The organism is Dyella jiangningensis (assembly GCF_003264855.1).
Taxonomy (GTDB): Bacteria; Pseudomonadota; Gammaproteobacteria; order Xanthomonadales; family Rhodanobacteraceae; genus Dyella; species Dyella jiangningensis_C.
The window spans coordinates 1,662,374-1,675,178 of sequence record NZ_NFZS01000001.1 but is presented as its reverse complement, the minus strand read 5'-3'; the positions used below and the strand labels follow the sequence as shown (position 1 = coordinate 1,675,178).

Sequence of the window (12,805 nt, the reverse complement as noted above, 5' to 3'; positions counted from 1 at the left end):
GCCGGGCTTTTCGATACTGCGTTTACCAGCCCGATTACTGCTGGACCTGCAGCTCCGTGCGGCGGTTGCGCGCACGACCGGCATCCGTGTCGTTGGTGTCGATCGGATCGTTCTTGCCGTGGCCGATCGGACCTTCGAGACGACTTGCGTCGACGCCATGCGCCAGCAGGTAGTCGTACACGATCTTCGCACGACGCTCCGACAGACCCTGGTTGTACTGGTCGGTACCCACGCTGTCGGTGTAACCGGCGACCGTGACCTTGACCTGCGGATAACGCTGCAGGGTGTCGACGGCCTGGTCGAGAACCGCGATCGAATCCTTGCTCGGTTCGGCCAGCGACTTGCTGATGTCCTTCTCGCCCTTCTTCGGACGGTCGAACTTGAAGTTGACGCCGCGCAGGTCGATCACGACCTTCTGCGGGCAACCATCCGGACCGACGATCGTGCCGGCCGGCGTGTTCGGGCACTTGTCGTCGCAATCGTTGACGCCATCGCCGTCGCTGTCGAGCTTCGAGCAATCCGGCGGCGGCGGCGGCGGTGCGACCACCGGGGCGGCAGCGGGCTCGCCGAAGCGGGACACGATGCTGAAGCCCAGGAACCAGTCGCCGTAACCGCTCTTGTTCGGCTGGGTCTTGTCGTCCCAGTCATAGCGATAGCCCGCTTCGATGCGGATATCCGAACTGTCGGTGACGGTCTTCGATACGCCGAGGCCGGCTTCGACTGCAGGATCCCAACCATTGTCGTTGCTGTTCTGGTGGTAGCTGCCGATCACGCCACCCAACAGGTACGGACGCCAGGCAGTCCATTCGCCAAAGTAGTAACGCGCGGCGACGCCCCAGTTGTTGTTCGCCCACTTGCCGCCATTGGTGGTGAGCCCATTGACGTAAGTGTCGCGATCACGCTTGGTGCGATCGAAGAAGAAATCCAACGAGAAGTTCGGCGAGAAGAACCGGCCGATACCCAGGCCATAGTAGAACTGGCGGCTGTTGGTATTGCGGTCGGTGTCGTTGTAGTACCCGCCAACGGTCGGGGCGATGTACCAACGGCCGTCATAGCTGGGCGTTGTGGTCGGAGCCGGAGCGGAGCTGGAAGTGTTGTCCTGCGCGTGAACGGCGCCTGCGCCGCCCAAGGCGAGGGCAATGAGCATGTACAAGCCCTTACGTTTCATCAGGTGTCTCCTCGTTTATTGGTGTACGCGTCCGTTCACCCCAGACGGGAATAACATCAGTCGTGGATTCGCATTCCTATGAAGCCAGCGACTTACCTCAGAACTTTGATGCTTGGTTTACCCGAAACGGGCGCGGAGTAGCTTAGCAAAAGTTAAACAATTGCAAATCGACCCCAAACGCCCGTTCATTTTCTGCTAACGCCGTCTTTACAGCGTGAAGAGACCCAGGAATTCCTGGATCGGCATCGCATCCAGCCTGGTCGCGTCCGCCGTAGCCTCCAGAATGGCCTCCGCCCGGTGGGCTGGCAAGTGGCCCCGGATGGCCGACTCGAACTTTTTCAGCAGTTCCGGGATGCCCTCCGCCCGGCGCCTGCGGTGGCCAATGGGGTAGTCGACGGACACCTTATCCGTATGGGTGCCGTCCGTGAAGAAGACCTGGACCGAATTGCCGATGTAACGCTTCTCGGGGTCGTAATAGTCCCTGGTAAATCGCGGGTCCTCGCGAACCACCGTCTTGGCACGCAGGGCGTCGATGCGCGGATCGGCCGCCACGCCGTCGCCATAGTCGTCGGCGGTAAGCCGCCCGAAGATCAGCGGCACAGCCACCATGTACTGGATGCAATGGTCGCGGTCGGCATAGTTGGCCAGCGGGCCGGTCTTGTCGATGATGCGGGTTGCCGCCTCCTGGGTCTCGATCACCACCTTCTCGATCTGGTCCACCCTGCCCGCCACGGCGTCGTGCAGTCTCATGGCGCACTCGACCGCGGTCTGGGCATGGAATTCAGCCGGGAAGCTGATCTTGAACAGCACGTTTTCCATCACATAGCTGCCGAACGGGCGCTCGAACTGGAAGGCGTTGCCCTTGAAGGCCACGTCGTAATAACCCCAGACCGGCGCGGTCAGCGCCGAGGGATAGCCCACCACGCCTCGGTACACGGCGTTGATGGCATGGGTGACGGCGCGTCGGCAGGCGTCGCCCGCGGCCCAGCTCTTGCGCGGGCCCGTATTGGGCGCGTGGCGATAGGTGCGCAGCGAGCCGTTGTCGATCCAGCTATGGGAGACGGCGGTGACGATCTGGTCCTTGTTACCCCCCAGCATGGCGGTCGCGACCGCCGTGGACGCCAGGCGCACCAGCACCACATGGTCCTGTCCGACCCGGTTGAAGCTGTTTCTGAGCGCATAGCAACCCTGTATCTCGTGCGCCTTGATGGCGTAGCCGAGCACATCGCGCACCGTGAGCGGGTTGCCACCCTCGCGCCCGGCCTTGCGGCTGAGATAGTCGGCCACGGCCAGGATGGCGCCCAGATTGTCCGAGGGATGTCCCCATTCGGCGGCCAGCCAGGTGTCATTGAAGTCCAGCCAACGGATCTGCGTGCCGATGGCGAACGCGGCCTGCGCCGGGTCCAGTTCATGGCTGGTGCCCGGTACACGTGCGCCGCCCGGCAGCGTGGCGCCCGGCACCAGGGGGCCGAGGTGCTTGACGCATTCGGGAAACCTCATGGCGAGCATCGACGTGCCCAGCGAATCGAGCAGCATGTAGCGCGCGGTGTCGTAGGCCTCGGCGGAATCGATCCGGTAGTCGATGACATAGTCGGCGACATCGACCATCGGCTGGTCGGGATCCGGTCGCTTGGCGGAACGAAGGTCGGTCTCGCTCATCAGGCCATTCCCACGGCGAAAGGAAAACCGTGATCGTAGCCCGGCCACGTGTGTGGCTTAAGTGTTCTCGCTTGACCGCCCAGCGTTTCCGCAAGGACAATGCAAGGACACTTATCCCAAAAGGGAGTAGTTCCGGACACCGATTTCTTGTGTGTCCTTGCGGTCGTCGTCACCACGGGCAGCGCACTGCCCCGGTTACCGCAGCGGCTTTGCCGTGAACGAGACTTTTGCGGTAACGACGGGCTGCGCGTGTCCGTTGTTGCTGCATTGGTCCTACGCGCAGAGACACCTGCATGGAACTGACTGGTACCGACTTCCTCTCCGGCCTGCTGGCCATCGTGCTGCTGGACCTGGTGCTCGCGGGCGACAACGCCATCGTGATCGCACTGGCAGCGCGCAATCTTCCGCGCCAGATCCAGAAGAAGGCCGTGCTGTGGGGCACCGTGGGCGCCATCGTGGTGCGCCTGGTGATGACGGCCGTCGTGGTCTACCTGCTGAAGCTGCCCGGCCTGATGCTGGCTGGCGGCCTGCTGCTGTTGCCGATCGCCTGGAAGCTGCTGCAGCCGGAAACCCCATCGGCACATGAAGTCGACGCCGCATCCGGCTTCTGGTCGGCGATGCGCACCATCATCGTCGCCGACGCACTGATGGGCCTGGACAATGTGCTTGCGATCGCCGGCGCCTCCAAGGGACACATGTTGCTGGTCGTCATCGGCCTGGCGATCAGCGTGCCATTGGTGGTGTGGGGTTCCACGCTGATCCTGCGTCTTATCGAGCGATTCCCGATCGTGGTCTACATCGGCGCGGCCGCCATCGCCTGGACATCGGCGCGCATGATCGCCCACGACCATTGGCTGTCGCCGTGGTTCGATGCGCATGCGTGGTCGCGCTATGCGCTCGATGCCCTGCTCGTGGTGGGCGTCTGCCTGAGTGGCTGGCTGATGCAGCGTCGACGCCGGCAGCTTGACGCGAAGGCTTGAGGCGATGGCGCCGCGCAAGCGACACTGCGTGGTTTTCGCTGACCGAGGATCGACCGCATGAAGCTGTACTACCTGCCCGGCGCCTGTTCGCTGGCCGACCACATCGTTCTCGAATGGATCGGTCGTCCCTACGAGACGTACCGGGTCGCCCGCGAAGAACTCGGCACGCCGGCGTACCTGCGGATCAACCCTTCGGGCGCGGTGCCGGCACTGCAGGAGGACGACGGCTGGGTGCTTACCGAAAACGCCGCCATCCTCAACTATCTTGCCGATCTGAATCCGCAGGCGGGACTGGGTGGCGACGGCTCGGCGCGCAGCCGCGCCGAGGTGAACCGCTGGCTGGCCTTCATCAATTCCGACCTGCATCCGCTGTTCCGCCCGGTGTTCCGTCCGGAGCGCTTTATCGACGACGAAGCCGCCCAGGAAGCGTTGCGCACGAAATCGATCGCACGACTGCGCAACTATTACGAGCGTCTGGACGCGCAGCTGGAAGGCAGGGACTGGCTCACGGGGTCGCGCTCGTTCGCCGATCCCTATCTCTTCGTGGTGTTGCGCTGGGCGATGGCCAAGGGCGTGGACCTCAGCGGACTGGACAACCTCCCGCGTTTCCTCCAGCGCATGCTGGACGATGCGGGCGTGAAGACGGCCATGCAGCAGGAAGGCCTGTAAGACACGCATGCGCGTGCGCTAGTACATCATCGGCACGCGTACGGTCACCGTCGCGTCCGGCGTATCGCGCGTCACGCCCACGCCGACCGTGAAGTTGAGCGTGCGCTTCTCGTTGAAGCGCCACGAGCCGCCGATCAGCAGCGTGCCGAGCACGATCTTGGTCGAGCCCGGCACGCGCTGGCCGTTCTGCTTGGTGGGTCCGACGAAGGCCTGCTCATAGCCGATACTCATCGACGCCTTCTCATTGAGCGAAAGGCCCATGCCCAGGCTGAGGTCGACGATGTCGCCAGGCTTCACCTTGCCGAGCTGCTCGGTGCCGCCCAGCAGGATGTGCCGTTCGACGTTGTCGCGCGGCACGTTGTAGAGATAGCTGACGTTGCCGAACAGCACGATGGGATCCGTCGGATAGAGCCAGGTGACGCCCGGCTGCAACGACCAGAAGCCGGTGCCCGAAGGCTGGTGCAACGGCAGCCCCGTGCCGGTGACCGAAAGCGGAACTTCCGAAAGTGGATTCTGCACGCAACGCTGGATGCAGTCGGTGGTGACCTCGAACGGGTCCTTGCCCGAGTTGGATTTCACGCGGAACCAGCCGACGTAGAACGCCTTGTCCGGGCCGCCGATGTTGAGCTGGTAGCGGATGGTCGCCTCGATGTCGCCCAGGCCGTTGCCGCTGGAGCCAAAAGCGTTGTCGGTGGCGGTGCCGGTGAAGATCTCGCGGCTGACGGTGTCCTGGTGCGTCCACACGTAAGGCACGCGCAGTTCCACTTCCATGCGATCGGTGATGCCATAGCGGCCGGTGAGCCAGCCGATCTGCGTGGTGGTCTTCACCTGCCGCGCATCGATCAGACCGATCAGGATCGCGGGAATCACCGTATAGCCCACCAGCGCCACGCGATCCACCGATGAATAGCCGAACTGGTAGGCCGGCTCGATGACGAACCTGCCCTTGGGCGTGAGCACGCCAGGCTGCTGGAAGATCGGCGCCACTTCCGGCGGACGCGTGTCGGGTTTCGGCGCCTCGCCGACCGGTTGCTGCTGCGGTGCTGGCGCAACCGCCGCCACCGAATCGGCCGCGGGCATCGGCAACGCCGAGGCACCCGCTCCACCCGCCGCGATGTTGCCGGCACGCTGCTTGTCCAGCACGTCGATGCCTACCGCGTGGCGCAGCGATTGATAGTCGGCTTCCTGCTCCGCCAGGGCGCGCTTCATCGCATCCAGCTGCGCCATCTGCGCACTGATCTGGCTGCGCATGGCCTCGATGCGCTCGCCCTGCTCGGCCACCTTCTTGCGGATCTCATTCGAATCCGCGGGTGCCGGTGCTGCCGAAGGGGCGGATGGGATGGCATGGGGTGCCACGGGCGGCGACGCGCCAGCCGCCTCACCCGCCGGTGCGCCAGCCTGCTGGGCCGCAACGGGCAGGCCCAGCATCACCAGGCCCGCGCATCCTGCCGACCATACATATCGCCACGTTGAGTGTCGCATCATGCTTCCTCATGAGCCGGGTTCAAGAGCTGCACGCGAATGCATCGCGACGATCGAACGCGACGGTTCCGCGGTGGATACGACGGTGGCGTGGCGCATCGCATGTCAGTGCCCGATGGCCTGCAGCTGCGCCTGTTGCAACGCATCCTGGAAGTTCGCCTGGCGGAATGCGTTGAGCGTATTGACCGATGTGTTGATGGTGGTGATGCTTTGGATGTGCTGGCCGTTCAGCGTGTTCTGGATGACCGTCGCGCCTGCGTTCTGGCCGATCGATGACGGATCGAACGTGTTGTTCGGTCCGACCTGCGTCACCGTGACCGTGTTGAGCGCGGTCTGCATGGCGGTCGCCTGCGCCGGCGTCATGTGCGCGATGTCCGGCACGTTGAAGCTGGTCGAGGTGACGAGGTTGCCATTGACGTAGACCGCGCGGTCGATACCGAACGACGCCATCAATCCATTGCCCAGGTCGTAGCCGCCACGGGCCTCATCCAGTGTTTCCGAACTCACCGGCGTCCAGCCGGCCACGTCGTCCGAGGCAGGAATACCGCTCACGACGTGCGCGAGCGCAGCGGGTTCGGCCGCGGCGGGTGACGACAACGGCGCGGTCCCGTCCTGTGCCTGCGCACCGACGATCCACGGGCCGCACGCGAGCAACAGCGTGCCGAGACCTACGATGCGTGCGGTGGATTTCATCATCGCTCCCTAGAGATCGTCCGGCCCTTTCTTGGGCATCACCAGGTTGTAGAGGCCATTGCGATCGATGACGTCGCTGACAGGTGCGCCAGGCGCCACTTTCCAATCGTTCGCACTGTTGAATACCGCCAGGTTCCGGCGGTTGTGGATGACGAAGACGAGGCCGTTCTTCCACATCGACATGAACCTGGTCTCGGACAGCACGCGCGTGCCGCGCGCGGGATCACCCACCAGCACGCGACCGCTGCGCATGCCCTTCACCACCACGAAATGGTGGTAGCCCTTTTCGTCGATCAGCACGATGGCGGGCAGTTTCTCCTGGGCAAGCTTGTCCAGCGGCACCTTGTAGCCATCCGCCTGGAACCCGTTCGCCTCGAGAAAACGCTTGATGTCCAGCAGCGAGAAACCCTCGCGGTTGATCTTGGCCTGGTCGCCGTGCGTGTACATCTGCTCGAACGCGACCTGTTCGTCCACCGGGTAGCCGTACTGGTAGGTCAGCAGCGTCGCCACGGCGGCCGAGCCGCAGCTGAAGTCGTATTTCTGGTGGATGGTGGCCTTGTAGCGCGCTTCCTTCACGCTGGTCAGATGCACGGTGTACATGCCCGTGCCACCGGCCACCGCGACCGGCGTCGTGGCGCGCCCTTCCAGCGGCAGCGCCGCGATCAGGATGCACAGCGCCGCCCATTTGTTCATGGCTGGAACTGGACGTTGAGTACAGTGGCGTTCTGGATCAGCACACTGTTGCCCGAGTTCTGGATCACCGTCGGAAAACCGGTGGCGCCGCTGAAGGAATTGCCGGTGATCACGTTGTCGCCGGTCAACACATGATCGACATTATTGTTGGACACCGTGCCGCTCAAGTTGGTGTCCTGCCAGATCAAGGTGCCGCCGCTGAGATCGGCCAGGGTAGCGTTGTCCACGCTCGCACCAAGGTCTTGCGGCGCACTCTGCTCGTCGACCCGGGCCGCGGCGATATAGACGGCTATCGGCGAGTCCGAGCCGTCGGCGAGGTACGCCGGAGGAATCTGCGCATCGCTCGCGCAAAGCACCGTGGGTGCCGCCAGGGCACAACATACGGCGAGTCCAAGCATCCAGTTGAAGGATCGCACGGCACAATCTCCCAGGGCGCGCAGGCACCCATTCGATCGAAGCTCGTATCCATCAGTCGTCCCTGAAGACGGCCGCCTTGCAGCACCGCGCACGGTGGGGCCGATGCCCCACCGTGCACGGACTCCTCACACTTAGTGACTGAAGTTCAGGTTGGCCTGAACGTTCACGCTCTGCTGTACCAACGAGGCTGCGCCGCTGTTCTGGGCAAGAATCGACACGCCCGCCGCAGCAGACGCCGAACCGTTCATCTGGTTCGACATGTCGAACGCACCCGTGGTGGCGTAAGCCGTGCCGCCTGCACCCGCTGCGCCGCCCGCACCGCCTGCGCCGCCCGTGCCCGCGCCACCGGTTCCGCCGGTGCCCGCACCGCCTGCGCCACCGGCACCCGCCATGCTCGACGAGCTGCCACTGGTGCCGCCGGTTGCCGAAGCACTGCCGCTGGTTCCGGTGCCAGCACCTGCCGTGCCGGAACCACCAGCCCATGAGCCGGTGCCACCGGTCGACGTGCTGGTATTGGTGCCAGCACCGCGAGCGCGTGCATGAGCGCTGGCGTAGTTGTCACCATCACTGCTGCCGCCGCCCGCAAGGGACGCACCGCCGGCATCGCCGCTCGATGCACCGCTGCCGCCTGCGCGACCGCTCGCCGAGAGGGCGTCACCGCCCGATCCGCCACGTCCGCCATTGCCGCCGACGGCCTTGCCACCGTCGCCGCTTCCGCCACGTCCGCCACTTCCGCCACGTCCGCCATTGGCGTTGCCGTTGTTGGTGGCGTAGTTGCCGATGTTGCTCACCGATACGTCACTGACGGTGCCGCTCAGATCGCTGCTGGCAACAGCAGTGCTGCTGTTGAACGCATCAGAGAATGACGCGGTTGCCATGCCGCCGTTGTTGGCAGCCGCAGTGCCCGCACCGGCAGAAGCTGCGTCGCCCGAGTTGAACGCATCCGTGAAGGTCTTGGTATGCGTGCTCGAGTTGGTGTTGGAATGAGTACTTGAGTTGGTACTGGTACTGGTGATTGCGCCTGAATTGCCTGAGTTGTCCGTGTCATCCGCGAAGGCGGGAAGTGCCAATCCCAATCCCAGCACGATCGCGGTCGCAATTAGAGTCTTACGCATGGTCATTACTCCTGGAACGATGCGGTGACCCCCTGTATTGCTGGTGTTGCAGAATCCAGCATGTGTTGAACGCAACATGCGTGCCACCGGGCCCTTGTGCTTGTTCATGCACGGGCGCCCAGCGAAATCAGTCGTTTGAAGAGACTCCTTGGCTCTGAGCCGCGCTGTCAGTCAGCTTTCAGGAGACGAAGCTGATTCACCGCCGTTACAGCCGATAAGAAGCCGGGTATAGAGCGCGCGAGGCGGGCATTCCGGGATCGACTGGAGAATCAGCAGCTTGCGCCGCGTTTCGCTGCAAAAGCCGCGCTGCGATAAAGGTGTAGCAAATGCTTTACACCCATGCATACAAAACGATAGCAATGTCGTACAGGCTCCTGAACCGCAACGAAAGTTAAGGAAAAAAGAAGGAAGCCGCGTGGCTCCCTTCTTTCGTGACAAGCGAGTGACTGATCAGCGCTTTTCGATCGGCACGTAGGCCTGGTCTTCCGGACCGGTGTAGTTCGCGCTCGGACGGATGATCTTTCCGTCGATGCGCTGCTCGATCACGTGCGCGCTCCAGCCTGAGGTGCGGGCGATCACGAACAGCGGCGTGAACATGGCCGTCGGCACGCCCATCATGTGATACGCGCTGGCGCTGAACCAGTCGAGGTTCGGGAACATCTTCTTCTGTTCCCACATCAGCTTTTCGATCTTCTCCGACACGTCGAACAGGGTCGGGTTGCCGCCCTCGGTGCAGAGCTTGCGCGACACTTCCTTGATGATCTCGTTGCGCGGATCGGACACGGTGTACACCGGGTGGCCGAAACCGATGATGATCTCCTTGCGCTCGACGCGGGCGCGGATATCGGCTTCCGCCTCGGCCGCATTGCGGTAGCGCGCGATGATCTCCATCGCCACTTCATTGGCGCCGCCATGCTTGGGACCACGCAGCGCGCCGATGGCGCCGGTGATGGCCGAGTACATGTCCGAACCGGTACCGGCGATGACGCGGGCGGTGAAGGTCGATGCGTTGAACTCGTGCTCGGCGTAGAGGATCAGCGACTTGTCCAGCGAATGCGCATGCAGGTCGCTCGGCTTCTTGCCGTGCAGGAGATGCAGGAAATGGCCGGCGATCGACTCGTCGTCGGTTTCCGTCTCTATGCGCTTGCCGTTGTGGCTGAAATGGAACCAGTACAGCAGGATCGAACCGAAGCTGGCCATCAGGCGGTCGGCGATGTCGCGCGCACCAGTGATGTTGTGGTCGTCCTTCTCCGGCAGCACCGTGCCCAGCACCGAGCAACCCGTGCGCATCACGTCCATCGGATGCGTGGCGGCCGGCAGCAGCTCCAGCGCGCTCTTCACCGGCGCGGGCAGGCCACGCAGGCGCTTGAGCTTGGCGCGGTAGGCATTCAACTCCGCCCAGTTCGGCAGCACGCCGTGCACCAGCAGGTAGGCCACTTCCTCGAAGCAGCCCTTGGCGGCCAGATCATGGATGTCGTAGCCGCGGTAATGCAGATCGTTGCCGCTGCGGCCCACCGTGCACAGCGCGGTGTTGCCTGCAGCCACACCCGACAGCGCGACGGATTTCTTGGGCTTGGGAAGGGTTTGCTCGCTCATCGGATACGTCTCCTCAATGCATTCGAACTGGCCGGTCGCGTTTCATCGCGGCCCGGCGAATGGGGTTGGCCGGTCAGGACTTCTTCTGGTTCGCGAACAGGCTGTCGAGCTTGTCCTCATAGGCGTGATAGCCGAGGAAGTCGTAAAGGTCAGCGCGCGTCTGCAGCGTGTCGATGATGTTCTTCTGCGTGCCTTCGCGGCGCACCGTCTCGTAGAAGTTCAGCGCAGCCTTGTTCATCGCGCGATAGGCGCCGCAGCAGTACAGCGCGATGTCCACGTTGGCGGTGCGCAGCTCATCGGTGGTGAAGAACGGCGTGGAGCCGAACTCGGTGAGGTTGGCGAGGATCGGCACCTTCACCGCGGCGCGAAAGCGGCGGTAGTCGTCGAGCGTCTTCATCGCTTCGGGGAAGATCATGTCCGCGCCGGCTTCGACATAGGCGCAGGCGCGATCGATCGCGGCATCGATGCCTTCCACCGCCGCCGCGTCGGTGCGCGCCATGATCACGAACTGGTCGTCGGTGCGCGCGTCCACGGCGGCCTTCACGCGGTCGACCATCTCGTCGGTGGGCACGACTTCCTTGCCCGGGCGATGGCCGCAGCGCTTCTGGCCGACCTGGTCCTCGATATGCACGGCCGCCACGCCCGCGTTGATGAACGAGCGGATGGTGCGACCGATGTTGAACGCGCCACCCCAGCCGGTGTCGATGTCGACCAGCAACGGCATGTGCGTCGCATCGACGATGCGGCGTGCATCGGTGAGCACGTCTTCCATGGTGGAGATGCCAAGGTCCGGCATGCCCAGCGAGTTGGCGGCAACGCCACCACCGGAGAGGTACAGCGCCTTGTAGCCCACACGCTTGGCCATCAGGCCGGCGTAGGCGGTGATGGCACCCATCACCTGGAGGGGACTTTCGGCGGCAACGGCGGCGCGGAAGCGCGCGCCGGCAGATTCGGGATGGGACATGGTGATTCTCCGAAACCTCGTATTCTAGGTGATGCGATGACTACGCCATGTAGCGGCGCAGCAGGCGCCAGGGCGCGGCAGACACTCTGTCATTGGGCGATGTATTGATCAATCTTGATCCATAGGATCAATATGTCGGCATGCGAGCCGATTATCTTTCCGCCCAGGAAGCCGCCACGCGCCTTGGCGTGAGCGCCGCCACCCTCTATGCCTATGTGAGCCGGGGCAAGATCGATTCGCGGCCCGGCGCCGACGGACGCAGCCGCGAGTACCTCGCCGACGACATCGAGCGGCTGATCGAACGGCGCCAGGCGGGTCGCGGCGCGGCGAAGGCCGCCGCGCGCAGCCTTACCTGGGGCCTGCCGGTACTGGAGACGCGCATCTCGCTGATCCGGCCCAACGGCCACTATTACCGCGGCGAATCGGCCATCGCGCTGGCCACCCAAGGCGCCAGCCTGGAAGACGTGGCGCGCCTGCTATGGGGCGGCGAAGGCGACCCGTTCGCCACCATGCCGCCGCGCAATTGGCCGGGCGCGGTGGCCCTGCTCATGCGGCGGGACGATGTGCCGCCACAGGAACGCACGGCGGCCGCGCTGCCGCTGATCGCGCTCACCTCGCCCTACACCCACAGCCTGGAGCCGCAGCAGCGACGCGAGTGCGCGGCACGGCTGCTACGCGAGACGGCGGCCCTGCTGTGCGGCACGCGTCCCAGCCATCACCCCATCCATCGCGTGATGGCGGAAAGCTGGCATGCCGGCGACGAAGGCCTCGCCGAGATCGTGCGCAGCACGCTGGTGTTGTGCGCCGACCACGAACTCAACGCTTCCGCCTTCGCCACGCGCGTGGCTGCCTCCACCGGCGCCAGCCTGCACTCGGCCGTGAGTGCGGGATTGGCGGCGTTGTCGGGACCGCAACACGGTGGTGCCGCCGCCCGTGCCTATGCGCTGATCCAGGAAGCGCAGCGCGATCGTCGCCCCGCCGACCACGTGCGTGAGCGCCTGCGTCGCGGCGACGAATTGCCCGCCTTCGGGCACCCGCTCTATCCCGATGGCGATCCGCGCGCCGCACTGCTGTTGCGCGTGCTCGACGATAGGCGTCCGCGCCTGGGCGGACTGGCGCGCATCCGACAATTGGTCGATGCGGTGCACGACAGCGTCGGCCGCCAGCCCAGCCTCGATTTCGCGCTCGCCGCCATCGCCACGCTGTACGGACTCGGGCCGCATGCGGCCCTGTCGCTGTTCGCGGCGGGACGCATGGCCGGATGGCTGGCGCATGCACTGGAGCAGCAGGATTACGGCGGATTGATCCGCCCGCGCGCCAACTACGCCGGGACCCTGCCCGGCCGGCGCGACTGACGCACGACGCGCGG

Annotated in this window: 12 protein-coding genes; 3 read left to right on the top strand and 9 right to left on the bottom strand. The window is 64.5% G+C overall.

Features of this window, described 5'->3' with window-relative positions:
• Positions 1-34: 34 nt before the first annotated feature.
• Both CA260_RS07510 and CA260_RS07505 read right to left on the bottom strand, forming a co-directional pair.
• Positions 35-1,168 (bottom strand): OmpA family protein, encoded by a 1,134-nt coding sequence (locus CA260_RS07510; protein ID WP_111981997.1) that lies wholly within the window; start codon positions 1,166-1,168, stop codon positions 35-37.
• Between the two features lie 207 nt (positions 1,169-1,375).
• Positions 1,376-2,827: a bifunctional 2-methylcitrate dehydratase/aconitate hydratase gene (locus CA260_RS07505; protein WP_111981995.1), complete on the bottom strand. Its 1,452-nt coding sequence runs from the start codon at positions 2,825-2,827 to the stop codon at positions 1,376-1,378.
• A gap of 293 nt (positions 2,828-3,120) precedes the next feature.
• Here CA260_RS07505 and CA260_RS07500 point away from each other — a divergent pair, with 293 nt between their 5' ends.
• Both CA260_RS07500 and CA260_RS07495 read left to right on the top strand, forming a co-directional pair.
• A complete protein-coding gene (locus CA260_RS07500) occupies positions 3,121-3,807 on the top strand; it encodes a TerC family protein (RefSeq protein WP_111981993.1) in 687 nt (228 codons plus the stop codon).
• A 57-nt stretch (positions 3,808-3,864) separates the two neighbouring features.
• Positions 3,865-4,476, top strand: a complete 612-nt coding sequence (locus tag CA260_RS07495) for a glutathione S-transferase N-terminal domain-containing protein (protein WP_111981991.1) — start codon at positions 3,865-3,867, stop codon at positions 4,474-4,476.
• Between the two features lie 18 nt (positions 4,477-4,494).
• Here CA260_RS07495 and CA260_RS07490 read toward each other — a convergent pair whose 3' ends face one another.
• From CA260_RS07490 to prpB, 7 genes are all read right to left on the bottom strand, one after another.
• Complete coding sequence (locus CA260_RS07490; protein ID WP_238149641.1) at positions 4,495-5,961, bottom strand: acetate kinase; 1,467 nt, start codon at positions 5,959-5,961, stop codon at positions 4,495-4,497.
• Between the two features lie 102 nt (positions 5,962-6,063).
• Complete coding sequence (locus CA260_RS07485; RefSeq protein ID WP_191983770.1) at positions 6,064-6,651, bottom strand: hypothetical protein; 588 nt, start codon at positions 6,649-6,651, stop codon at positions 6,064-6,066.
• Positions 6,652-6,660: 9 nt separating this feature from the next.
• Positions 6,661-7,344 (bottom strand): C39 family peptidase, encoded by a 684-nt coding sequence (locus CA260_RS07480; protein ID WP_111981981.1) that lies wholly within the window; start codon positions 7,342-7,344, stop codon positions 6,661-6,663.
• Positions 7,341-7,760: a hypothetical protein gene (locus CA260_RS21310; RefSeq protein WP_238149640.1), complete on the bottom strand. Its 420-nt coding sequence runs from the start codon at positions 7,758-7,760 to the stop codon at positions 7,341-7,343. The genes CA260_RS07480 and CA260_RS21310 overlap by 4 nt, the downstream gene beginning before the upstream one ends.
• A 132-nt stretch (positions 7,761-7,892) precedes the next feature.
• Entirely contained in the window at positions 7,893-8,876 is a 984-nt protein-coding gene (locus CA260_RS07470; RefSeq protein WP_111983054.1) for a hypothetical protein, read from the bottom strand.
• A 450-nt stretch (positions 8,877-9,326) separates the two neighbouring features.
• Positions 9,327-10,472 (bottom strand): bifunctional 2-methylcitrate synthase/citrate synthase, encoded by a 1,146-nt coding sequence (gene prpC / locus CA260_RS07465; protein WP_111981976.1) that lies wholly within the window; start codon positions 10,470-10,472, stop codon positions 9,327-9,329.
• 73 nt (positions 10,473-10,545) lie between these two features.
• A complete protein-coding gene (gene prpB / locus CA260_RS07460) occupies positions 10,546-11,436 on the bottom strand; it encodes a methylisocitrate lyase (RefSeq protein WP_202864042.1) in 891 nt (296 codons plus the stop codon).
• 140 nt (positions 11,437-11,576) lie between these two features.
• Here prpB and CA260_RS07455 point away from each other — a divergent pair, with 140 nt between their 5' ends.
• Positions 11,577-12,791: a citrate synthase family protein gene (locus tag CA260_RS07455; RefSeq protein WP_111981966.1), complete on the top strand. Its 1,215-nt coding sequence runs from the start codon at positions 11,577-11,579 to the stop codon at positions 12,789-12,791.
• The last annotated feature ends 14 nt before the right edge of the window (positions 12,792-12,805 follow it).